The organism is Roseivirga pacifica (assembly GCF_900111145.1).
Classification (GTDB): Bacteria; Bacteroidota; Bacteroidia; order Cytophagales; family Cyclobacteriaceae; genus Roseivirga; species Roseivirga pacifica.
Genome location: NZ_FOIR01000003.1, coordinates 1 through 24,661, shown reverse-complemented (window position 1 = coordinate 24,661; position 24,661 = coordinate 1). Strand labels below are relative to the sequence as shown.

The following is a 24,661-nucleotide window of genomic DNA, read 5'->3' as shown; positions in this document are numbered from 1 at the left end:
TTAAGATTCTAGTATTGTTGCTGTTATCTTTTCTAAGTTAAGGCCACCATAGTTGCCCGAGCTCATAAACAGCAGGTTTTTGTTCTTCCAATTTTGTGCAAGTAAGGTTTTTTCGAGCGCTTCTGCATCACAAAGCAGCAATAAGTCTTCACGCTGAAAGGCATTTCTGATCTCTTCTTGCGTAAACAGTTCAAAGCCCTTCTTTTTCATTATCTCAGGGTTAATAAATACCACTGCATTTTCTGGTGCATCGAATGCGTGAGCATACTGGTCGATAAACTCTGGGTTGAGGCTACTAAAAGTGTGCAGCTCCAGCACCGCAAAAGTTTGCCTATCGGGAAATTGCTCATGAACGGCAGTGCTCGTAGCTTTTAGCTTAGAAGGTGCATGCGCAAAGTCCTTGAAAACAATGGTGTTTTCGTTTTCTCCAATCTTTTCTAGGCGTTTGGCCGCACCGCCAAATGTTTTGATGTGTTGATAAAACTCACTTTCTGTTATTCCTAAGTCTACTAATATGTTTTTGGCAACTTGTAGGTTTTCCATGTTATGCTTGCCAAAAACTTCAATTACATATTCCGCACCATGACTTTTCAGAATTGTTTTCCCCATTCTTACGGTGTTTGGGTGCTCGCTGTAAGGTGAAAAACGCTCTTCTTCACCTTCTTGATCTTCAATTATTTTGGTTAATTCCTGATCTCCGTTGTAGTAGTAGAGCTTACCATTAGTAGGTGTCAATTCAACAAACTTTCTAAACTGTTCCTTGTAATTTTCGAAGGTTGGAAACACATTAAAATGGTCCCAAGCAATACCACTAATGCAGGCAATGTCATGATGGTAGTGCAGGAATTTCGGTGTTAGGTCAAGTGGGGAGGTGGTGTATTCATCGCCTTCTATAATGATTACTGGAGCGTTCGAAAGCTTAACCATTTGATCAAAGCCCTCTAGCTGTGCACCAACTAAATAGTCAAAGTCTTTATTAGCTTCTTTAAGAATGTGCATGATCATGGAGGTGATGCTGGTTTTTCCATGACTACCGGCTACAACCACCCGCTTTTTGTTTTTGGAAGCCTCGTATATAAACTCGGGAAATGAGTAAACAGGTAGCCCTAACTCCTGAGCCTTAAGTAATTCAGGGTTGTCGGCCTTGGCATGCATCCCCAAAATCACATAGTCGAGTGAGTTGTCCACACGGTTGGGGTGCCAGCCGTCTGCTTCGGGTAGCAAGCCTTCTCGCTTTAGATTGCCTTTCGATGGGTCGAAAAACATGTCGTCTGAACCAGAAACCTGATTGCCCAAACGGTGTAAGCAAATGGCTAAATTGTGCATTGCGCTACCACCAATGGCAATAAAATGGACGTTTTTTCCTTCTAACATTAGGGTTTGTTTTTATATAGAACAGCGCTTCAAATGTACATATTGTTGAGGCTGAATGCTTTAACTTTTGTTGACAAAGCTGGTGATAAATATGTGTAAAACTAGGTGGAAAATGAAGTTGAAAAGTTCTTTATAATATTTCGCGCGAAGGTTTGTGAGGAGCAAGTTTTCACCCTAAGTTTGAAGAATGGAAAAAGGGAAATCAGCGGCACTTCGACTTGGTTACAAGTCAAAAACTTTACCTGGAGAGATGTCTCAGTTGGGTAAATTACCACCTCAGGCTACCGACCTGGAGGAGGCTGTACTGGGTGCGCTGATGCTGGAGAAAGACGCATTGACCAATGTGATTGATATTCTTCGCCCTGAGTCTTTTTACAAAGACGCTCACAAGGAAATCTATCAAGCAATTTTTGACCTTTTTCAGGATTCTGAGCCGATTGATATTCTTACAGTTACCAACAAGTTGCGTACTGGTGGAAAGTTAGAAATGGTTGGCGGGCCGTACTACATTACCCAGTTAACCAACAAGGTGAGTTCGGCAGCCAACATTGAGTACCACGCCAGGATTATTGTTGAGCAGTCTATTAAAAGAGAGTTGATCCGTATTTCTTCTGAAATTCAGAGAGATGCGTTTGAGGATACCACCGATGTATTCCAATTGCTCGATAGAATGGAGCAAGCGCTTTTCGATGTTTCGGAAAGCAATATTCGTAAGGAATACGACAGCATGAAGAACATTATGACCCAAGCGCTTGAAGAAATTCAGGCCCGTAAGGATCATTCTGATGGTTTAACCGGTGTGCCTTCGGGCTTCACCAATTTGGACCGTGTTACTTCTGGCTGGCAAAAGTCGGATATGGTAATTATTGCGGCACGTCCGGCAATGGGTAAAACTGCCTTTGTACTTTCTACCATTAGAAATGCAGCAGTAGACCACGGCCAGCCATGTGCCATTTTCTCACTCGAGATGTCGTCCGTTCAGCTGGTAAATCGTCTGATCAGTGGCGAGGCCGAACTGGAAAGTGAGAAGATTAAAAAAGGAACACTAGCCGAGCACGAATGGGCTCAGTTGGTGCATAAAACAGCGAAATTAACCAAAGCCCCCATATTTATAGACGATACCCCTGCGCTTTCAATCTTGGAATTAAGAGCGAAGTGTAGGAGGTTGAAACAGCAGCACGACATTCAGATGATCGTAATCGATTACCTTCAGCTAATGTCGGGTGATTCTTCAAAGAGTGGAGGAGGCGGAGGAAACCGCGAGCAAGAAATTGCCTCTATCTCGCGCTCTTTGAAGAATATTGCTAAAGAGCTAAACGTGCCTGTTTTGGCCCTGTCTCAGTTGAGTAGGGCGGTGGAAACCAGAGGAGGGGATAAGCGTCCCCAGCTTTCCGACCTTCGTGAATCTGGTTCCATCGAGCAGGATGCGGATATGGTAATGTTCCTTTACCGACCCGAGTATTATGGTATTACCCAAGATGAAAACGGTATGCCAATGCAGGGAGTAGGTGAGGTAATTATTGCCAAACACCGTAATGGTTCTTTGGACACCGTGCAACTTAAGTTTATCGGTAAGTACACCAAGTTTACCGACCTGGACTTTAATTCAGGCGGTAATTATGGTGGAAACTTCCCTGTAGGCGGTAGTACCGAATTCGAGTCGGGTGGTGGCAATACCATGACTTTCCAATCGAAGGCGAGTGGAAGCGATTCTCCGGCCTTACCACCGGCAGGTGAGGATGCACCGTTTTAAGTTTTAGGCGCTAAGTTTTAAGTTTGTCACAACTTGAAACGATAAACCTAAACTCCCTATGAAATCTTTAAAAATCACTAACCAGCAAGAGCCTTTACAGTTTGTAACGGTTGAGAAGCCAACTGTAGGTCCAAATCAGGTTTTAGTGCAGCTTAAAGCTGCTGCACTTAACCGCAGAGACCAATGGATAAGAGAAGGTAAGTATCCGGGCATTCAAATGGATGTTACCTTAGGTTCTGATGGGGCAGGAGTTGTGGCCGAAGTAGGCGCAGGTGTTTCCGAAAACTGGCTCAACCAAGAAGTGATTATCAATCCGAATATCAATTGGGGTTCAAACCCCGAAGTTCAGTCGGCCGACTATACCATATTGGGTATGCCTACAGACGGAACGTTAGCAGAATATGTATTAGTAGATGCCGATAGATTGGTGGGAAAACCTGCACATTTAAACTGGGAGGAAGCTGCCGCATTGCCATTGGGTGGTCTAACTGCCTATAGGGCAACTTTTCATCACGGCCAAGTAAGCCAAGGCAAAAATGTGCTGATATCTGGTGTAGGTGGAGGAGTAGCACAGTTTGCGTTTTTGTATGCTGTAGCAGCAGGAGCAAATGTTTATGTTACCTCAGGCCAAGGCGAGAAAATAGCCCATTGCGAAAAGTTAGGTGCTAAAGGTGGTTTTAATTACAAAACTGAAGGTTGGCAGAAAACGACTAAAGCCGTTGGCGGTTTCGATACGGTGATTGATAGTGCTGGTGGAAATCAGATCAACGATTTTATAAAACTTATGAAGCCCGCAGGCCGCATTGTGTTTTATGGTGCGACTAACGGCATGCCCGAAAAGCTAGATGTTTTTAGAATGTTCTGGAATCAGATTACACTACAAGGCGCCACCATGGGCAACGATGCTGAGTTTACTGAGATGGTCAGTTTTATCAATCAACACAAAATACATCCAATTATCGATTCGGTTCGTCCATTCGATGAGGCCATTTCTGCCTTTGATGCTATGAAAAGCGGCAGCGGATTTGGAAAGTTGGTGTTGGTGGTTGGCTGATACTCTATTTAAGTCTGAAAACGATCCTTATCTTTTTCTTTGTAGCAATGGATGCTCCATTTTTGTAGATGGGTTGATAATAGTTGTAGAGGAGTATTACGCGTTTGGCTTCTGCTGCCAAAACTTCATTTACTTCTCCCTTATTGGTCCAGACTAAGTTACTTGGCTTTCCATTTTTTAAAACAATGAAATCATGCCACACTTCACCTTCGTATCCATTCCGAGTAGCTTCTCTAGGGTACCTTAAATTTGCAACTAGGTGTCGGTTCCAACTTTCAGTATTATAACTGCTGTTTAATGTAGTATCTGACTCAACAGCTTCGGCAATAATTTCCTCGGTTGCACTTCTATCTTTTAACACCCCCTCAGTGTAATTTTCAGTATAATATGGTGTGCCATATAAGTCTGTAATCGTCCATTCTCCTTCTCTCAGCCCTTTGGTAATCATGCCCTTGGTAATAGTGCTGTCTGCAAGTTGCTTAAGGTAGTATTCCCCGTCTAACTTTCCCTTTTTGTAGTTGATGGTTTCTAAGGCAAGCCTGTTTTTATAAACCCTATAGACAGTACCATCTAGTTTGCCACGCTTTTGAGACCGAACTTCATAATATAGAAATGGGGCTGTTTTTTTAACTTCTGTGCCGTTGTTGTCGAAATAAAGTGTGTCAACTTTGTTTTGCCCCAGCAAAGTGTAGGCTATTAAAAAATAAGACAAAGTGAAAAAAAGGGTTCTTGCATTCATGTGTTTATCAAGTATTGGCATCCTTTTTCAAATTAACACTCCAATTAGTATCTACAAACTTTTCCAGCCAACACTACGGCAATCACAATCTAAATACGATTCGGATATCCATTGTCGAGTCAATGGGATGGCCATTAATTGTAGCTGGTACCCACCTATTGGATTTTCTAACAACATCAAGTGCTGCCTTTTGTAATGTCGCAGGTGTTTCCTGATTTATTACTTTGAAGTCTTCCAAGCTACCATCCTTATTTACAAGAAAACGAATGATAACTATAGCTTCCTCTCCGCGCTGCTGAGCTTCCTTGGGGTACTTCAAATTGTTCATTAGAAAGTTGCCCCAAGCAGGAGGGCCACCGGGGTATCGTGGGCTACTCTGAATTTTTACCTCAATACCTTTTAAGGTACCGACATATCCAGGTACTTCTTTTTTTGAGAAGCGGCCAATTTCATTGCCCGAATTATCAAACTCGTCATAGTAAAGGTTAAATCCGCTTAAGTTATTGGTGTACCAAGTACCTACTTTTACCCCTTTACTAAAGGTTCCAATGGTTTCTGTTCCATTTTGTAGACTTTTATAATAGTAGTGCCCATCCTTTTTGTCTTTTTTATAATTGATTTCTTGCAACAAAACGTTTGCTTTGGAGTATAGCTCTTCTTTTAAAAGCCTTTTCCCGCGTTTATCATAATGCTTTACCTTGTATTTGTTAGCACCTTCAATGCTGATTAACTCCGTGCTATTTTTATCTAAAAATACTGTGTCAATTTTCTGGGCATCAACAGTTAGGCAAAGGAATAAAAGCAGTAATGTGGGTAGTGTGTTTTTCATTAAGTTAAGTTTGTTGATAGTCGGGATTTCAAATTAACACTCCAATCAGTATCTACAAACTTTTCCACCCAACACCGTGGAATACCATTCCTAAGCATTTGCTTTATTTACAGCCGCAACATCACTTTCTTCAGGTTGACACATTAATGAATTATTCAAACCAATAATCAGCCTATGAAAATTAAACTGATGAGGTGTTGTGCACTGGTTATTTTAGGGTTTATAACCACCCTAGTACAGGCACAAGACTACAACAATGCTCAGCAGTTGGCACAAAGACTTAGGTCGCTGGCCAGTTCTTCGAGCAGTGCCTCGCTGGAATCACTAACCAAAACACTGGGAGGTAAAGACATTTGGATGCTCACTTTGGGCACCGGAGATGTAGATAACAAACCTGCTATTGCCGTAGTGGGGGGAGTAGAAGGAAAACACCTTTTGGGTGTTGAAATGGCGGTTCGTTTTGCAGAAGATGTAATTGCCAACCGTTCTGAGTTATTAGAAAACACAACTTTCTATGTGTTTCCGAATATGAGCCCTGATGCTACAGAGCAGTACTTTGCTGCACTTAAGTATGGCAGAAGTGGTAATGCTAAACCAACTGACGATGATCGTGATGGTAGACTGGATGAAGATCCTTTTGAGGACTTGAATGGTGATGGAATGATTACCATGATGCGCGTTTATGACGAAACTGGCGATTGGACTACCCATGCTGCTGATGCTCGCGTAATGGTAAAGGCAGACAAGTCGAAAGGTGAGAAAGGAACTTACAAGTATTTTACCGAGGGTAGAGACAATGACTTGGATGGCAAGTTTAACGAGGATGGTCAAGGTGGAATCCACTTTAACAAGTCCTTAACTTATGAGTACGCATATTTTACTCCAGGTGCTGGAGAACATCCGGTTTCTGAGCTAGAGAACAGAGCCTTGCTAGATATGCTTTATACCAAATGGAACATTTTTTCAGTGGTAACCTTTGGTCCTGGTAACAACCTTTCTTCGCCTTGGAAATACAACAGAGCTGGAGCCTCTAAGCGTGTTGTAACCAGTATTCTGAATGGTGATGACGATATTAATCAACTGGTTTCTTCTAAATACAATGAGATAGTAGGCTTAAAGGATGCTCCGCGTTCAGACGACCAAGGTGGTGATTTTTACCAGTGGGCATATTTCCACTTTGGCAAATTAAGCTTTGGTACACCGGGATGGTGGGTGCCAACTGTAAAAGGCGACTCCACCGCAGCTCCTAACAAGGACAAAAATGCTGAAGTGAATTTTATTCGTTGGGCGGCACAAGAGGGAATAAACAATGCTTTTGTGGAATGGACAGCAATTGATCACCCTGACTTCCCTGGACAAAAGGTAGAAGTTGGTGGAGTAGCTCCATTTTTAATGATGAACCCTCCTTTGGAAAAAATTGGAGACTTGGGCGAAAAACATGCGGAGTTTATTGCTGAATTGGCAGGAATGCAGCCAGAGATCAAGTTAGTAAATGTAAAAAGCGAGTCTGTAGGCAAAGGTTTAACCCGTATTACAGCCGATTTATACAATGCCGGCACATTGCCAACCCATTCAACAATGGGGCAGCGTTCGCGTTGGTTGCGCAGGGTAAAAGTTGCTCTTCAATTGGATGGAAACCAAGAAGTGGTTTCAGGTAGAAAAGTACAGTTAATCAGGAATGTTGATGGCGATGAGGCTCAGCAACTGACTTGGTTAATAAAAGGAAAAGGTTCGGTTACCATAGAAGCTGGTGCACCGCATACCGGAATTGTTTCATCTTCTGTCGATCTAAAGTAATTAGTGATGAAAAGAATTATTCAAAAACTAACTGTTGCAGCGTGTTTTGTAGCTACGGCTTTTACCGTGCAGGCGCAAAATGCTGATGAGGTATTTAGAGCGGCAGGCTCTCCACACAACCCTAAGGTTCAGATTTCTTTTAACCGATACTATACGGCCGAAGGTTTGGCTGCTTTAGGTAAAAAGATAGCAGATGCTTACCCGAACTTGGTTAAGCGTGTGTCTATTGGCAAATCTTACGAAGGCCGCGATATGTGGATGCTTCAGATTACCAATTTCGAAAAGGGTGACCCAGATAGAAAACCTGGTTTTTATGTTGATGGAAACATTCACTCTAATGAGATTCAAGGAGGAGAGATTTCTATATACACAGCATGGTATCTAACTGAAAATTACGGTGATATTGATTTTGTTACAGAAATGCTTGACAACCGAATTTTCTATATAGTACCAACCATTAACCCTGATGCTAGAAACAATTATATGCAAGAGCCGAATACTGGAAGTTCTCCAAGAGCAGGTATGATTGCAATGGATGATGACCAGGATGGTTTGTTTGATGAGGATTTACCAGATGATATTGATGGTAATGGCTCTATAACTCAAATGAGAAGAAAGAGCCCAACGGGTAACATGATAGTTGACCCGCAAGATCCGCGAAAAATGATTGCCATTGGCGTGGACGATAACGTGCCTGCAGATGTGGTGCGTTATGAGTTCTTGGGTCAAGAAGGAATTGATAATGATGGTGACGGACAAGTGAACGAAGATCCGCATGGATACTACGATCCTAACCGTGACTGGGCATGGAAATGGCAGCCTGACTACATTCAAAGAGGGGCATACAAGTATCCGTTTAGTGTTCCAGAAAACCGTGCAGTGGCCGATTTTGTGCTGGCACATCCAAATATTGCAGGTGGACAAAGCTTCCATAATTCAGGGGGGATGATCTTGCGCGGGCCTGGTGCCGAAGAAGATCTTTCAACCTACAATAGAGCAGACATAAGAATTTATGATGCGATTGGAGAAAAAGGAGAGAAGATTCTTCCTGGTTATAGATACCTAACGGTTTACAAAGACCTTTACTCTGTATTTGGTGGAGAGTTAGACTGGTTTTATGGCAGTAGAGGTATTTACACCTTTACCAACGAAATCTTTACAAGCTTTGCCTACTATAAGAACAATGAGGGAGGAAGAAGAGGTGGTAACCTTTCTTACGATGTAGACTCTGAGTTATTAATGGGCGATGCTTTCGAACCATGGAAAACTTTTAATCACCCAACCTATGGTGAGATTGAAGTAGGAGGGTTTAAGAAGAACTTTGGCCGTGCTACACCTGGTTTTATGTTGGAAGAAGAGTGCCACAGAAATATGGCATTTACGCTATATCACGCCTATCATATGCCTAATCTTAGTATTTCTAATGTTGAAGAAAAAGACTTGGGTGGAGGTTTAAAGGAGATTACGGCAACAATTAGCAACGACCGTTTGATGCCTACGCATGCTTCGCAAGACTTAAAATACAAAATTGAGCGACCTGATTATATCAGTATTGCTGGAGTAGATGTGCAGGCGGGAATGATTGTAGAAGATGCCGATTTTGGTGTTACTACTGAGCAAAAGGTTAACCCTGCTAAACTAGAAGTAGCAAACATTCCTGGTGATGGTTTTGTGAAAGTTCGCTGGATTGTAAGTGGCAAAGGCAAATACACTATTACGGTAGATTCTGCCAAGGGTGGTTTGGTAACTAAATAAGGTAAATTAGCATATAATGTGAAAGCCGGTGGATTAACTTCCATCGGCTTTTTTTATTGTGTTTTGGTGCCTATTTTAATCGCTGGTTCTTTAGAACCAGCGTGTGTGAATATTTTTTAGTGTTAAAGGAGGTAGAGCTCCTTAAGCTGCACTTTAAGTGTACCAACCTTTTATGAGGAAAGAAAACCATCTTATCTCCAATGCCTTGTTCATTGGTTTTCTGCTTTTTGCTTTTGCGAGCCCCGGTCGCTTGTTGGCGCAATCTGGTACAGGTGAAATACCCTTTAACCTTCACTTTTTAGTGGATTCAACAAAGCAGTTAGAGGTAGGGGCTATTCAAGCAGACGCTTATCAGCGTATATTCGATAGGCAACAGGTAGAACTTACCAACTTTGGTTTTGATACCAGTTCCTACTGGTTTAAAGTATCTGCCAAAAGTGGGTTTAACCATCCAGCTATTCTTGAAGTTGCACAAACTTCATTGGATACCGTAGCGGTATATACATTCGATGGTTCGGCTTGGCAGGCTCAAGTTTTAGGACATGCATTTAACCCTGTAGATAAGCCTTATAGCGGTGTCAATTTTGCATTTGATGTTAGCGAAACAGCTCTAAATTCCCCCATTTATATTAATGTGCGAACTACTGGGACGGTAGCTGTGCCCATTCAGCTGTTTACCGTTAACGGATACCATGCCTTTAAGCTAAAACGCACCTTGTTTCTAGGTGTTTTTTTCGGTTTAATGGCTGTAATGGCCGTTTATAACTTGCTTTTGTACACCTATTTGCGCGATAAGGCTTACCTGCTTTATGTTGGTGCAACTATTTTTGGTTTGGCTACAAGTTTAGTGCTCAATGGTTATGGTTACCTTTTTGCTTGGCCGAATAACTCTGTGTTGGACGACCATATCTACCTAACCTTTGCAGGAATTAGCATGGTATTTTCAAGTCGTTTTGCGGCAACTTTTCTAAATCTCAAGACTTTCGACCCTAAGATGGATAGATATCTTTGGGTAGTTGCCGGAGCGAGTGCATTAATGTCGGCTTTGAGTTTGTTCTTTGATGCTACACAGCTACTGCTGTATGGCCGTTTGATCGTACTCATTGCATTTCCATCTTACATTTTTATTGGTATCAGGTCTTACAGAAGAGGTTATAATACCGCTTTGTATTATGTGATAGCGTGGTTGCCGTATATCTTGGGTTTGATTTTGGTGTTGCTGAGAGGCGCGGGCTTAGTGCCAGAAATGCTGATTACTGCCTACGGTGTTGAAATTGGCGGAGCTTCAGAAGCGGTGCTACTGTCGCTGGCTTTGGCTGCCAGAATTAAAGGTATGCGCAAGGAGATTGCCGAGAAGGAGCTAGAGAAGGAGCAGTTTAAGACCAGACTCTTGAGTGAACAAAAGGTGCTACTTGAACAAAAGGTGGAGGAGCGAACCAAAGAGTTGGAAGAGGCTAATGCCACCAAAGACAAGTTCTTCTCTATTATTGCGCACGATTTGCGCAGCCCTATGATTGCCTTGCAGGGTGTTGGGCAAAAACTGGAATATTTCATTAGGAAGAATAAGCAGGAAAAGCTGCTGGAAATTGGTGGTAAGATCGATCAGTCAATCGATCAATTAAATCACTTGTTGAATAACCTCTTAAACTGGGCTTCGTCTCAAAGAGATGCTATCCCTTATCACCCGGAGCGGGTTTCTTTGAAAGAACTAGTGCTCGAAAATACGAACCTGTATCAAGCGCTAATTGAAGCAAAAAAACTAACGGTATTAACACCAGATACCGAAGGTTACGTATATGCTGATGTGAATACACTTAGTACAATAGTCCGTAACCTGCTGAGTAATGCCATTAAGTTTAGTAATGAAGGCGGCTGTATTTCTATGAGCTGGAACAAAGAAGACGAAGAATTGGTGTTTTCTATTGCGGACAATGGAGTAGGGATGACAGCCGAGCAAGTCGCTAAAATATTTACTGATACTGGACATTCAAGGACAGGGGCTGCTGGCGAAAAGGGCTTTGGTTTGGGACTGAAACTCACAAAGGAATTTGTGCTTCACAATAAAGGTAGGATAACCGTAGAAAGCAGTAAGTCTTCAGGTACTAAGTTCAGTGTCACCCTTCCACATAGTAAGGCTTAAATTTTATATTTGTTCCAAGTTATGCCACGACTGCCCGCTTTACTTTTTTTGCTCAGCTGCCTAATCATTTCCACTCATGTTTCAGCTCAGGACTTAATCAATGCTGAAGAAAGAGAAGCTGCCCATTTCGAAAGGCTTTACAATGCGCAATTTGTAATAGATGTTAGCCCTGATAGTGCCTTACAGCGTTATTTAGACCTCGAGATCTTCTATGACGAGTTTTCGGACAGCCTAAAAATGAGATACCTAATAGATAGGGAGTTCACTTACTTTCGCTTGGGTATGTTCGATGAATGTATTGATGATCTAGCTGAGGCATTGGCCATATCAGAGCGAAATGATTTGAAGTATGCGGAAGAGGTTTACCTTGGTTTTGGGCACCTTTACTACGCTGTCGATAGTATGGATTTAGCCCTCCCTAGCTATCGCAAAGCTATTTCATTGGCTAAAGCTAGTTTAGATACAGGAACGCTTATTCCGACTTATGATGGAATAGCCAATACTTTCCAGGAATTGGAAAACTACGATTCCGCAAAGCATTATTTTCTGCAAGGCATTGACTTAAGTTTTGCTTCTGGTGATACTATGAACCTCACCAATTTAGAAGCTAATTATGCCACCTTGCTGTATGATTTGGGAGAAGTAAAAGATGCGATACGATATCAGGAGTCTGTTTTAAATATAGAAAAGATAAAAGGAGATAGCGTGGACTTTATTTTTAGCCATGCTAACCTTGGTAGGTACTACTATGATATTGACCCTGAAAAGTCGCAAAGGCATATCGATACCGCATTTAGTTTAGCGCATAACATGGAGTTGGTTGATTACCAGCGAGAGTTGAATTTTGGGTTTTCTGAAATAGCGGAATATCATGGCGAATATGAGAAAGCACTGAAGTACTATAAGGCATACGATGAGATTGAGAAGAGGCAGTTAAATCAAGACATGATGGACCGTTTAAAGGGCTGGGAAATCACACTTGACAATCAGCAGAAAGATGCCGAAATAACACTGCTACAAGAAGTGAACGCCTATGAAACACGCCAAAAGCGGATGCTTTGGTTTGGTGTTGGTAGCTTAAGCTTAGTACTTTGCCTTGTGGCTTGGTTAGCCATGCAGTTGCAGAAGAACAAGAAGCAATTGAGTAGCCAGAACGAAGAGCTTTCGGCATTGAATGAAACTAAGGATAAGTTCTTTTCAATAATTGCTCATGACTTGCGTAGTCCCATGATTGCCTTGCAAGGTGTTGGCCAAAAGCTAGACTATTTTATTCGTAAAGAGAAGTTTGAGAAACTGCTGGAGGTTGGTGGCAAAATAGACCAATCGATTGATCAACTTAATCACTTACTGAATAACCTACTGAATTGGGCTACATCTCAAAACCAAAGCATTCCTTACCACCCCGAAGTTTTGAATGCCAAAGCATTGGTAGAAGAGAATATGGAACTTTACAAGTCGCTAGCGGAAGCCAAGCAGGTAAACTTTGAGAATGGAATAGAGGATGCCGGCATTTATGCAGATATAAATACTGCCGCAACGGTTTTTCGAAATGTGCTAAGTAATGCGCTAAAGTTTAGTCCCGAGAATGGCACTATTTCCATTAGCAGTGAGCACAAAGGCCAAAATGTACTAATTAAAGTTACAGACCAAGGGCAAGGAATGAGTCCCGAGCAAGTGGCTGCGCTCTTTTCCCGTTCGTCAAAAAGTAATGTGGGCACCCGAGGCGAAAAAGGATTTGGCTTAGGACTAAAACTCTGCCAAGAGTTCATGGACTTAAACAAAGGAAGTTTACAGGTTTACAGTAAGTTAGGGGAGGGTACTTGTGTGGAGTTGAGCTTTCCAAAAGCAGTGTGAAGGGCACTCTAAGTTTATTGCCTGTCCACACATGCTAATCATGCATTTTTTCTTTTTCGTTTTTATTACTTTTACTTATTCACCTAAAACAATTGCCACCTGATGAAAGTGCTTATAATAGAGGATGAGCCAAACTATGCAGACACGCTGGAAATGTTTGTAGACGAGCTAGGTTACAACATTACCGATGTAGTTGGGGAGGGCCAACAAGCACTTAGGGCTTTTAGGAATGAATACCCCGATTTGGTCTTGCTAGATATCAACTTGGAAGGAGAGATGACCGGTATCGACCTAGCGAGGGCCTTTCAGGCCGAGAGAAAAACCCCCATCATTTTCATTACTTCGTTTGACGATAAGGAGATCTTTCAAAAGGCCAAAGAAACAGCACCGCATGCATATCTAATCAAGCCATTTAATCCAGACGAACTAGAGCGTAGCATGGAGCTAGCGTTGCTTAGAACGCATGGACCAAACCAAGAGGATGAGCAATTGCTTGATAATGGAAAGCACGCCATTCTGGCTAAAAACAGCTTTTTTATTAAAGAGCGCAATAAACTGGTTAAGGTAAATGTAGGTGATATTCTGTGGGTTTCTGTAGAAGATAAGTACAGCATTTTGCATACAGCCGATAAGCGTTTTGTGCTAAGACAATCGCTAAAGGAAGTGGCAGAAAAGCTAGATGACAGCATATTCGTGCAGGTGCATCGTTCGCATATTGTTAACATCAGCACGGTTGAAGATATAGACTTACAGTTGTTTACTATCTCAGTAAATGGGGAGGAAGTTCCTTTGGGTAAGTCTTACAAGGATAATTTGGTTCAACGACTACAAATGCTCTAGCGAGTTTTATTCGCTCCTGTAATCAATCCGTTCACGCACAAGTTTTATTGGTTCGCGCACATTTCTATAACTCGTATTAAGCTATTGTATAGCTTCAAATCATTCGCATACAATATTAGGGGTATGTTAACCTGCACAAAGGTTAGATGGTTGGTTAAAGAAGTCCAATTAAGATTTCTTTTTTTCCTTAGTCGAGTTGGGTAGTTTTTATCTGGCTCGACTTCTTTTTTAAACTCAGTATTATGAAGAAGCTTGCCGAATCTGATTTGCAATCTGGCGATATCTTAATTTTTGAAAATCAAGACTTCAACCTTATAAAACTGCTTGATGAGTTAAGGCAAGATTTTGATGAGGCCGACTTGGCAAAAAAGACACATGCCGCCTTCTATCTGTTGCTCTATCTTATTCCATGGTTCGACCCAGGCAGCGAAGGAGGTAATTATAGAAACATTTACCATGGAGCTATTTGGGCAGATGTAGATTTAAGTAGGGGGAGGGGCGAACTCAACTTAGCATCAAAAATTGTTCAGGCGGGCAGGAAGGGAATTGTTACTGCGGATATACCCTCAACTTTAAAGGAAGACACTGTTAAGAATGTATATGTTTATCGCAGTAGGTTTGCGGATAATGTATTTCAGGAGAAGGTAAATGCTGCTACTCAGCAGTTTTTAAATGATACAAATATTCCATACGCTTATGAAACTGCTTGGATGCTTGCCGTGATCTGTTCTTTACGCTATTCGGATGGTCAATTGCATAAAATTTTAGTGGAAAAGCTAGGTGAAGAAGGTGCAGATTTAATGGTGATATTTATCAGACAGCTAATAAACAAGTATGCTAAAACTCATCAGAAGCACATGGTGGCTTGTTCCACGCTGGTAGCAATGATTTATGAAAATGCCGGCTATGCACTGCACGTAGATGCGCTCAAGCAGAATCCGAATATTGAAATGCCTGCAGATTTTCAATTAAAGACAGACCTCTTTTCTTTCTATAAGAGATCAAAGACTAATGAATTGCCCAAAATTGAGGTAACAGAGACTGTGATAACCCCGCGCCAATTGGCGGAATCTCCCGATGTAACATTGGTTGGTTATTTATCGGGAGTGAAGTAATAAAGGGTTTTCGAATCTCTAGCTAATAGTGCGCAGGGCTTAGCAGTTAATTCCCGAATCTTTCAGTTTTTTGGCTCCTCAATCTTCTAATTCCACGCACAAAAAACTGCGGTTCACGCACATTTTTTAATTCTACGCAATAAAAGGCCGCATTTTCATATTGAATTAATCTTCACCGAAATGCGTGTCATGTTAACAAAAGTTATTGAATCATTATTCAAAAGGAGAGTGTCTCTATGGGCACTATCCTTAATCATATTCCTGCAGTCCGCAGGGTTTGCCCAGATTAAGTTTACTATTAGTGCTACGAGTACTTCGGCTACCACAATAACCGTTACAGGTTCAGGCTCAGCGACAACCAACGGAAATTCCACTTCATGGAGTAACTCAAACGGTGTAAACCAAATATTTGGAAATTCTTCTTTCAATTTTGTGAACTCTAATCTCAATTTCCAAACCTTTAATCTCAATGGCGACTTACACCTTTCGAACGGAGTTACTCCGGTCAATTTTAGTGCTATTGTATTAGATGACGATACAGGCTCAGACTATGATGATTTTGCTTTAAATGTGGGGGCTCCAGTTTCAATGGCGTCTAATACTTTATACACCCTTTCAGGAAGTGCCACATTTGATATTACTGGTAAAGCCACTTTTGCCGATTTTACAACCGGTGTTTATTCTGGAACTTTTGACGGGTCGCAGTCTGGGTTTGCCAATTTTAGCACATCTGATATTATCATAGAAGTATTATTGGGTACTCCGAATAGTGTACCCACGGCCAGCAATGTAAATATTTCTGGTACTTTCGGAATAGGCCAAGAATTAACAGGCAATTATACCTATGCAGATAGCGACAGTGATGCAGAAAGCGGTTCCACATTCAAATGGTATCGGTCCGATGATGCCTCCGGAACCGGGAAAGTAGCTATTGCAGGAGCCACAGCCCAAACTTATACATTGGTAGCAGATGATGACGGTAAATTTATCAGCTTTGAGGTAACTCCAAGTGATGGTACCGGTGCAGGTGCTCCGGTTGAGAGTAGCCCGATTTTCGAAGCTGTGAAAGTTACTTCAATTATGCGCCAATTACCTACTGATGCTACTACAAATGCCGATGAGGTGATATTTAGGGTAACGTTTAGTGATGAAGTCGCCAGAGTTTCTACTGATGATTTTGTGCTTAGCGGTACAGTGGCCGGAGATGGCACAATAGCTTCTATAACTGCAATCTCCAACACGGTTTTTGATATAAAAGTGACTGGTGTTACCAATTCTGAAGGCACTATAGGCCTAGATATCAAAGGTGTTGATGGAACAGGTAGCAATAACATCATAAAACTATTTCCTCTAAATGATGCCAACGAATCTGGCACTTTTAATCAGGATGGAGGGGATGCGGGGCAAATCGGGCAGTCTTTCAAGGCGCTGAATACCGGCATATTGCATAGTCTCTCATTGCATCGTCATTCTGGGTTTCATAGCTATTCAGGTACCGCTACCATTAAGGTTTTTTCCGGAACAACCGTTAGTGGTACTCCATTGGCTACACAAGAGGTTAATGTATCTAGTGGTTCAGGGTTTGAAACCTATGTTTTTTCTGCACCTGCTTCATTGACCGCTGGCGATACCTATACCTGGTCGTGGGAGAAAGGTACCGGCTCTGGCAGTGCTAATTACATGGGTACAACCTCCAATCCTTATGGAGATGGTACTGCTTATGTTTCTACGCTTGGAGGATTTAGTGCGAGTGTCGACTTTGTTTTTCAGACAATAGTAGCCACTGACTTATCAGTGCCTTTGGGTTCTACCGCACCAGGTACAGATGAATCTTTTACAATTGTTAATCCTCCTTTAGCTACTAATTTGGGCATTTTAGGAAATTTAGTGGTCGGTGAACAATTGACTGCTGATTATGATTTTAGCGACCCTCAGTCAGACACTGAAAGCGGATCTACGTTTAAATGGTATCGTGCAGATGATGCTTCAGGCACCAATAAGGCAGCTATTGCCGGGGCTACCACTAAAACCTATACCCTTGTTTCGGCTGACGCTGGAAAGTTCCTTAGTTTTGAAGTAACCCCTTCAGACGGTACCAATACTGGTGATGCTGTTGAAAGCACTGCACAACAGGTAAATAATCTTATTACAGTTCAGTCAATAACAAGGCAAACACCTACCGATGCTACTGTTAACTCTAACACCTCACCAGTTTTTCGGGTAAGCTTTAGCGAAAACGTGAAAAATGTAAGTAGTGACGACTTCTCTGTAAGCTCTACTGTTGGTGGTTCAGTTTCCAATGTTAGTCAAGTTGATGCCAGTACTTACGATGTATCAATTAACAACCTTAACCATGTAGATGGTACGCTATCGTTGAAGTTAAAAGGTATTGACGGAACTGCCGGTGCCAACGACATTGTTGGCATAACCTATAATAATGGAGCGGTTGCACATCAGCAGACGGCAGAGAATGATTACTTGAATCAGGCTTTGATTGGTCAGACCTTTACTGCTGCGAGCAATAATTTTCTTACCGCCTTTACATTATTCGCTAAATCTGGTAATCACTCTTTCTCTGGTACAGCGCGGTTGAGGGTTTTTCTAGGGGATGCTTCTAGTTCATCAGTGTTGAACGATGCCAATGCTATTCTCTCCGAAGAGACGGTGAATATTTCAAGTAGCACAGACGCTTCTGGTCAAACTTTTACCATTTCAAATCCTTCTCAGCTAACTTCAGGTTCAGTATATAGTGTCACGCTAGATAATTTTATAGGGTCAGGTGATCGTGCTTTTTACGCCCATACCTCTGGAAGTCTAGCAGGTGGTAGAGCATTTTTTACTAATTCGAATAATACTAGCCATGCGGCCTTCGATTTTATGATTGATATTTTTGAAGGCACTCAAATAGACGGTGCAGCCCTTTTCGATCAAGCTCCGGGAACGGAAGAAAGCTATGCGGTCGAAGTTGACAATACGCCACCAACAGTCATTATTACTAGTAGTTCGAGCCCGACCAGCGGAGCCTTTACAGCAACCTTCACTTTTAGCGAAGATGTTACTGGTTTTGCTTCCGAAGACATTTCAGTATCGAATGCGGCCGTAAGCAACTTTAATACTACAAGTGCGAAGATTTATACGGCTACCATCACCCCAGTGGCTGATGGAAATGTAACCGTAAATGTTGCTGCCGATAAGGCACAGGATGCGGGTGGTAATGGAAATACGGCTGCATCAGAACTGAGGGTAGTCAATGATGAAACAGCTCCGACTGCTCCAGTTATTTCTAGTATTTCAACAGATGCTGGAAGCAGTGCCACAGATAATTTAACCAATGACCAAACTTTGGAAATCAACGGTACTTCAGAAGCCAATGCTTCAGTGGAAGTATTTATCGGTGGAAACAGCATTGGGAATACCACAGCAGATGGCTCAGGCAATTGGACTTTCGATTATACGGGGTCATCGCTTCCAGAGGCGAGCTATAGCATTACTGCCAAGGCTACTGATGCTGCAGGAAATGAGTCGGCTCTTTCAGGTACGCTTAATATTACGATAGATGCCAGCGCTCCATCGGTTTCTACCGGTACCATTGTAGGTAAAACTTATGGCCTGACAGAAAACGTGGATGTTACCTATGTATTTAACGAAACAGTACTTGTAGATGAAACCAATGGCACGCCAAGCGTTACTATCGCCATGGGCGGCCAGAATAGAGCTGCAGCATATCATAGTGGTTCAGGTACAAACACTTTGGTGTTCAGATACACAACAGTTGCCGGTGATATTGATGGCAATGGTGTTAGCGTTTCTGCAATAAATACTAACGGAGGAACAATTCAAGATGCGGCAGGAAATGATGCCAGCACTTCTATAAGTGTTTCTGGTGCTGCAGGTGTAAGAGTTGATACATCAGCACCATACATGTCAATTACCAGTTCTTCCAATACGGTAAGTGGTGCCTTTACAGCAACCTTTACTTTCAACGAAGATGTTTCTGGATTTGATCTAAGCGATATCTCAGTAGCTAATGGTTCGGCAAGTAGTTTCAATACAACTAGTGCGAAGATTTATACGGCTACCATCACCCCAGTGGCTGATGGAAATGTAACCGTAAATGTTGCTGCCGATAAGGCACAGGATGCGGGTGGTAATGGAAATACGGCTGCATCAGAACTGAGGGTAGTCAATGATGAAACAGCTCCGACTGCTCCAGTTATTTCTAGTATTTCAACAGATGCTGGAAGCAGTGCCACAGATAATTTAACCAATGACCAAACTTTGGAAATCAACGGTACTTCAGAAGCCAATGCTTCAGTGGAAGTATTTATCGGTGGAAACAGCATTGGGAATACCACAGCAGATGGCTCAGGCAATTGGACTTATGACCATACTGGATCATCGCTTACAGAGGCGACTCACAGCATTACTGCCAAGGCTACTGATGCCGCAGGAAATGAGTCTGCCGAGTCAACAGCGCTAAGTGTAACTGTTGATATTACTGCTCCTAGTGCTCCTGTGATAACAGGTATTAGTAATGATTCGGGTGTAAGCGATTCAGATGGGTTGACCAATGATGATGAAATTGAAATACATGGTACGGCAGAAGCTAATAGCACTGTTGAGGTATTTATTGACAATAACAGTGTAGGTACAATCGATGCTGACGCTAGCGGTAACTGGACATTAGACCGTTCCAGATCGGCTTTAGCAGAAAGCACTTATAGCATAACCGCCAAAGCAACAGATTTGGCGGGCAATGAGTCATCGGCCTCCGATGCCTTTAGTCTGGAAATCGACCTTACAGGCCCGGTTTCGGTACCAAGTGTAGGGGCAGTGGGTACTGATAGAGGATCTTCAGATTCAGACTTTATTACCAACGATCAAACCTTGATTATAGGAGGAAATGCAGCCTCAAATAGCAGGGTTGAGGTGTTTATTGATGGAACAAGTATCGGGGTTGCCAATACCAATGCTCAGACCACTTGGTTGTTCAATCATGAAGGAACAACCTTGCCAGCGGGTACTTATTCAATCACGGCTAAGGAATTAGACGATGCGGGGAATTATTCTCCAGCATCTGCTGCAAAAACATTGGTAATTGACCTGACTCAGCCAACGGTAACCATTACAAGCAATGCTAATGATCCTCAAAAAGGCGAGTTTACAACAACTTTTACTTTCTCGGAAGATGTGTCAGGCTTCGATGTAAATGACATTTCTGTAACGAATGGAACAGCCGGCAACTTTAGCACTACAAGTGCAAGTGTCTATACTGCTAAAATCACACCATCAGCAGATGGTCAGGTAACAGTAGGGGTAACTTCTAACAAGGCAACCGATATTGCGGGTAATTTTAACACTGCGGCAGCACCTGTTAATGTCACTAACGATGAGACTGCTCCAAGTCTGGTAAGCGCTACTAAGGACAGTGACACTCAGATCACTTTAACCTTTAGCGAGGTGGTAGCACCAGGGGCTAATGGTCACACCAGCATTACTGTTTATGGCGGAAATGGCGAGTCTGAAAATGCTGTTTCAGCTTCAGACGGAACTGTGGGAGATAACCAAATTGTAATAACGTTCAATTCACTCAGCGCTTTATTGGGCGATTTTGAAGTGCTTCACTCAGGTGGAAGTACCATTACAGATTTGGCTGGAAATGTTTATCCATTGGATGGAACAGGTGCGATTATCGATTTAGATCAAATAGCTCCAACTTTGGTAAGTGCCACTAAGGATAGCGAAACGCAGATTATGCTAACATTCAGCGAGCCGGTTAAGGCCTTGGGTACTAACCCGACTGACTTTACTGTGGAGGATGGTAACAGCAGTAGCTTTGCAGTGCAGTCCATTACCGATGGAACCGCTGAAGACAATAAGCTGATTCTGACGGTTGACGACCTAACGAATGCCCAGCTCAACTTGAACATTACTTATGTTAACAACAATAATGTAGTCGCTGACTTTGGGGGTAATAGTTTGGGTTCAGATGCTACTGGAGTAAATATTTACTTGAACGCATTGCCGACAGCAACCAATGTAGACTTCTCAGGAGGGCTTATTGTAGGAGAGACCTTAACTGGTGATTATACATATGCCGATTCAGATAATGATACTGAAGATGGTACAACCTTCAAATGGTACAGATCAGGCGATATAAATGGTGCAAACAAAACGGCTATTACAGGGGCTACTGCTTCAACGTATGTGCTAACAAGTACTGATGTTGGTAAGTACATTAGCTTTGAAGTAAGCCCGAATGATGGAATAAACTTTGGGGCATCGGTAGAAAGCAGGTTGCAAGGGTCGATTAGTAAAATCAGTCAGACCATTGCTTTTGGAGCGCTAGCTGCTAAAACTTATGGTGATGCCAGCTTCACACTTTCAGCTACGGCTTCGTCTAATCTAGGAGTAACTTATAGCAGTTCGAATACAAGTGTGGCAACAGTTTCTGGTACTACAGTGAGTATTATTGGGGCAGGGGAAACCACAATCACAGCTTCACAGTCTGGAGATGCTAGCTATGCTGCGGCAACCAATGCCACGCAGGTATTGACAGTAAATAAAGCTGCAATAACTGCAACTGCCGAGAATAAAAGCAAGGTCTATGGAGAAGTGAATCCAAGCTTTACGATAACTTATTCTGGTTTTGTGAATGGAGAAGATAAGTCGGTTTTCACAAGTGAACCAACTGCTTCAACTGTTGCCGATGCAAGCAGTGGTGTAGGGACTTATGACATCACGCTGACTGGAGGGGTAGCCGGTAACTATTCTTTCGCAGCAAATAAGGGGACCTTAACCATTAACAAGGCCACTTTAACAGCCACTGCTGAAGACAAGAGCAAGACCTATGGTGAAGAAAATCCTTCGTTCACAATTACTTATGCCGGCTTTGTAAATGGCGATGCTGCCACAGACATTGCGGTACCGAGTATTTCAACTTTGGCTGATGCAACATCTGGTGTTGGCAGCTATAGCATCACCTTGAGCGGAGGAGCGGCAGATAACTATTCACTGATAACGAATAACGGCTCGCTAACTATAGACAAAGCAACATTGACGGCCACTGCCGATGATAAGTCAAGGGTTTATGGCGAAGCAAATCCTGAGCTTAGCATCAGTTATATTGGCTTCGTGAATGGTGATACCGAAGGTGATATTACAGCACCTACCATTAGCACAACTGCCGATGTTACCAGCGGTGTTGGAAATTATGACATCACCCTGACTGGAGGGTTAGCCGATAACTATTCACTGATAACCAATAACGGCTCATTGACTATATCAAAAGCAACATTAACGGTTACTGCTGATGATAAGTCAAAGACTTATGGCGAAGCAAACCCTGAGCTTACGATTAGCTACAATGGCTTCGTAAATGGTGAAGGCGAAAGTGATATTACAGCACCTACAATTGGCACAATTGCGGATGCCACCAGTGGTGTTGGAAATTATGACATCACCCTGACTGGAGGAGCAGCCGATAATTATTCACTGATAACGAATAACGGCTCACTGACTATTGCAAAAGCAACATTGACTGCCACTGCCGATGATAAGTCAAAGGTTTATGGGGAAGAAAACCCTGAGTTTACCATCAGCTATACTGGTTTTGTAAATGGTGATGCCGAAAGTGATATTACAGCACCTGCCATTGGCACAATTGCCGATGCTACTAGCGGTGTTGGAACTTATGACATCACTTTGAGTGGAGGAGAAGCCAATAACTATTCGCTGATAATAAATAACGGCTCATTGACTATAGCAAAAGCAACGTTAACGGCCACAGCCGATAACAAGTCAAAGACTTATGGCGATGCCAACCCTGAACTTACGATTAGCTATAGTGGTCTGGTTAATGGTGACAATAGCACTGATTTCACTGCTCCATCGGTTGAAGTAACGGCAAACGCAGCAAGTGATGCAGGAACCTACGATATCACCTTGAGTGGAGGAGCAGCCGATAACTATTCACTGATAACCAATAACGGTTCACTGACTATCAACAAGGCGGTGCTTACGGTTACGGCAGATGATAAAGTAAAAGGCTTCAGCCAAGTAAATCCAGAGCTAACATTTACTTACGCTGGCTTCGTGAATGGCGATGATGCAAGCGACTTAGATGTTGAACCAACCATTTCGACTACTGCTGACGAAACCACTGCTGCCGGTATTGTAGCAATAACTTTAAACGGAGGAAGTGATAACAACTACAGCTTCAACCTGGTTGATGGAAACCTGTCGATCATTAATGCTTCGATTATTACCGCTACAACTGTTCCTACGGCAGACACTTACGCGATTGGTGATAAGCTTACTTTTGAGACCGGCTTCACCTTGCCTGTGACAATTACAGGAACGCCAAGCCTACCAATCACGATAGGAACAGAAACGAAGGCCGCTACACTAAGTGGAACAGTAAGCGAAAGCAACACCGCTACATTTACTTACACTATTGCCGAAGGTGACCTAGATACAGACGGTATCACGGTTGGATCAACCATCGACCTGAACGGAGCTATCATAGTAGATGAGTTTGGAACCGATGCGATCTTAACGCTTAACAATACCGCCAGTACGGCCAATGTAAATGCGGACGGAATCCGCGCCACACCAACCATTACTTCAGTGGTGAGCGACCTGACCAATGCAGCCTTTACAGTAACTGTTACCTACGATGAACCAGTTTCAGGCCTAACAGCTGAAGACCTGGACATCACTAACGGTACAGCGAGCAATGTGGAGGTAGTAACCGCAGGCCTAGTTTGGACAGCTGATATTACTCCAACAGCAGACGGAGCAACTACTGTGGCAGTAGCCGCAGCAGCAGTAACCGATGCAGCAGGCAACACCAGTGCAGCATCAGCAAACACCATAAGCACTACCTTCGATGGCACAGCACCAACGGTAAGCAGTATTGCAAGGGCAGAAGCCGACCAACTGAACACAGCAGATACCGATGCCAACTTTACTGTAACCTTCTCTGAAGAAGTTACAGGAGTAGATGTCGCTGACTTTGAAACAGTGGTTACTGGTACGGCAACGGCAAGTATCAACTCGGTAACTGTAGTAGATGCCAAAACCTATACGGTGAATGTAAATGGTGTTTCAGGAGAAGGAACTATTGGCCTGAACCTGAAAGCCAACAGCAGCATACTCGATGCAGCTACCAATGCACTGACAGCAGACTTTACTGGTGATGTTTATACAACCAATTACCTGCCAACAGCTATTAGCTTAAGCAGCTCGAGTATTGATGAGAACAGTGCAGTAGGTTCAGTAGTTGGGACAATTGCAAGTACCGACCAAGATGCAACTGACAGTCATACTTACACATTAGTGGCAGGTACAGGCGATACAGACAATGCTAGCTTCAGCATCAATGGTAATCAGTTATTAACAGCCGAAGCC

Annotated in this window: 12 protein-coding genes; 9 read left to right on the top strand and 3 right to left on the bottom strand. The window is 42.7% G+C overall.

Translation table 11 applies throughout. The annotated features are described in order from the left end of the window. A complete protein-coding gene (locus tag BMW98_RS15230) occupies positions 1 to 1,374 on the bottom strand; it encodes a UDP-N-acetylmuramate--L-alanine ligase (protein WP_090259500.1) in 1,374 nt (457 codons plus the stop codon). A 187-nt stretch (positions 1,375 to 1,561) separates the two neighbouring features. Between BMW98_RS15230 and dnaB the strand changes: the two genes are divergently transcribed. Further along, positions 1,562 to 3,127 carry a replicative DNA helicase gene (gene dnaB, locus BMW98_RS15225; protein WP_090259499.1) on the top strand — a complete coding sequence of 522 codons (1,566 nt, stop codon included), beginning with the start codon at positions 1,562 to 1,564 and terminating at the stop codon, positions 3,125 to 3,127. A gap of 58 nt (positions 3,128 to 3,185) precedes the next feature. Next, the gene (locus BMW98_RS15220) at positions 3,186 to 4,181 is read left to right on the top strand and encodes a quinone oxidoreductase family protein (RefSeq protein WP_090259498.1); all 996 of its coding nucleotides are present in this window, start codon (positions 3,186 to 3,188) and stop codon (positions 4,179 to 4,181) included. A gap of 4 nt (positions 4,182 to 4,185) precedes the next feature. Here BMW98_RS15220 and BMW98_RS15215 read toward each other — a convergent pair whose 3' ends face one another. Together BMW98_RS15215 and BMW98_RS15210 are read right to left on the bottom strand one after the other, a co-directional pair. Beyond that, positions 4,186 to 4,920, bottom strand: a complete 735-nt coding sequence (locus BMW98_RS15215; protein WP_162844586.1) for an energy transducer TonB — start codon at positions 4,918 to 4,920, stop codon at positions 4,186 to 4,188. Between the two features lie 82 nt (positions 4,921 to 5,002). Beyond that, a complete protein-coding gene (locus tag BMW98_RS15210) occupies positions 5,003 to 5,749 on the bottom strand; it encodes an energy transducer TonB (RefSeq protein WP_090259496.1) in 747 nt (248 codons plus the stop codon). Between the two features lie 174 nt (positions 5,750 to 5,923). Between BMW98_RS15210 and BMW98_RS15205 the strand changes: the two genes are divergently transcribed. From BMW98_RS15205 to BMW98_RS15170, 7 genes are all read left to right on the top strand, one after another. Continuing rightward, positions 5,924 to 7,546 (top strand): M14 family metallopeptidase, encoded by a 1,623-nt coding sequence (locus tag BMW98_RS15205; protein WP_090259495.1) that lies wholly within the window; start codon positions 5,924 to 5,926, stop codon positions 7,544 to 7,546. 6 nt (positions 7,547 to 7,552) lie between these two features. Then, the gene (locus BMW98_RS15200; RefSeq protein ID WP_090259494.1) at positions 7,553 to 9,301 is read left to right on the top strand and encodes a M14 family metallopeptidase; all 1,749 of its coding nucleotides are present in this window, start codon (positions 7,553 to 7,555) and stop codon (positions 9,299 to 9,301) included. Positions 9,302 to 9,473: 172 nt separating this feature from the next. After that, positions 9,474 to 11,441 carry a sensor histidine kinase gene (locus BMW98_RS15195; RefSeq protein ID WP_090259493.1) on the top strand — a complete coding sequence of 656 codons (1,968 nt, stop codon included), beginning with the start codon at positions 9,474 to 9,476 and terminating at the stop codon, positions 11,439 to 11,441. Positions 11,442 to 11,462: 21 nt separating this feature from the next. Continuing rightward, complete coding sequence (locus BMW98_RS15190; RefSeq protein WP_090259492.1) at positions 11,463 to 13,295, top strand: tetratricopeptide repeat-containing sensor histidine kinase; 1,833 nt, start codon at positions 11,463 to 11,465, stop codon at positions 13,293 to 13,295. Positions 13,296 to 13,397: 102 nt separating this feature from the next. Next, positions 13,398 to 14,135: a LytR/AlgR family response regulator transcription factor gene (locus tag BMW98_RS15185; RefSeq protein ID WP_090259491.1), complete on the top strand. Its 738-nt coding sequence runs from the start codon at positions 13,398 to 13,400 to the stop codon at positions 14,133 to 14,135. 242 nt (positions 14,136 to 14,377) lie between these two features. Continuing rightward, complete coding sequence (locus tag BMW98_RS15180) at positions 14,378 to 15,250, top strand: hypothetical protein (RefSeq protein ID WP_090259490.1); 873 nt, start codon at positions 14,378 to 14,380, stop codon at positions 15,248 to 15,250. A gap of 189 nt (positions 15,251 to 15,439) precedes the next feature. Then, a partial coding sequence (locus tag BMW98_RS15170; RefSeq protein ID WP_170836523.1) for an MBG domain-containing protein occupies positions 15,440 to 24,661 on the top strand: 9,222 nt, incomplete at its 3' end.

Coding starts and splice junctions, on each gene's coding strand:
- BMW98_RS15230 (WP_090259500.1), bottom strand. CDS start 1,374: ATGTTAGAAGGAAAAAACGTCCATTTTATTGCCATTGGTGGTAGCGCA.
- dnaB (WP_090259499.1), top strand. CDS start 1,562: ATGGAAAAAGGGAAATCAGCGGCACTTCGACTTGGTTACAAGTCAAAA.
- BMW98_RS15220 (WP_090259498.1), top strand. CDS start 3,186: ATGAAATCTTTAAAAATCACTAACCAGCAAGAGCCTTTACAGTTTGTA.
- BMW98_RS15215 (WP_162844586.1), bottom strand. CDS start 4,920: ATGAATGCAAGAACCCTTTTTTTCACTTTGTCTTATTTTTTAATAGCC.
- BMW98_RS15210 (WP_090259496.1), bottom strand. CDS start 5,749: ATGAAAAACACACTACCCACATTACTGCTTTTATTCCTTTGCCTAACT.
- BMW98_RS15205 (WP_090259495.1), top strand. CDS start 5,924: ATGAAAATTAAACTGATGAGGTGTTGTGCACTGGTTATTTTAGGGTTT.
- BMW98_RS15200 (WP_090259494.1), top strand. CDS start 7,553: ATGAAAAGAATTATTCAAAAACTAACTGTTGCAGCGTGTTTTGTAGCT.
- BMW98_RS15195 (WP_090259493.1), top strand. CDS start 9,474: ATGAGGAAAGAAAACCATCTTATCTCCAATGCCTTGTTCATTGGTTTT.
- BMW98_RS15190 (WP_090259492.1), top strand. CDS start 11,463: ATGCCACGACTGCCCGCTTTACTTTTTTTGCTCAGCTGCCTAATCATT.
- BMW98_RS15185 (WP_090259491.1), top strand. CDS start 13,398: ATGAAAGTGCTTATAATAGAGGATGAGCCAAACTATGCAGACACGCTG.
- BMW98_RS15180 (WP_090259490.1), top strand. CDS start 14,378: ATGAAGAAGCTTGCCGAATCTGATTTGCAATCTGGCGATATCTTAATT.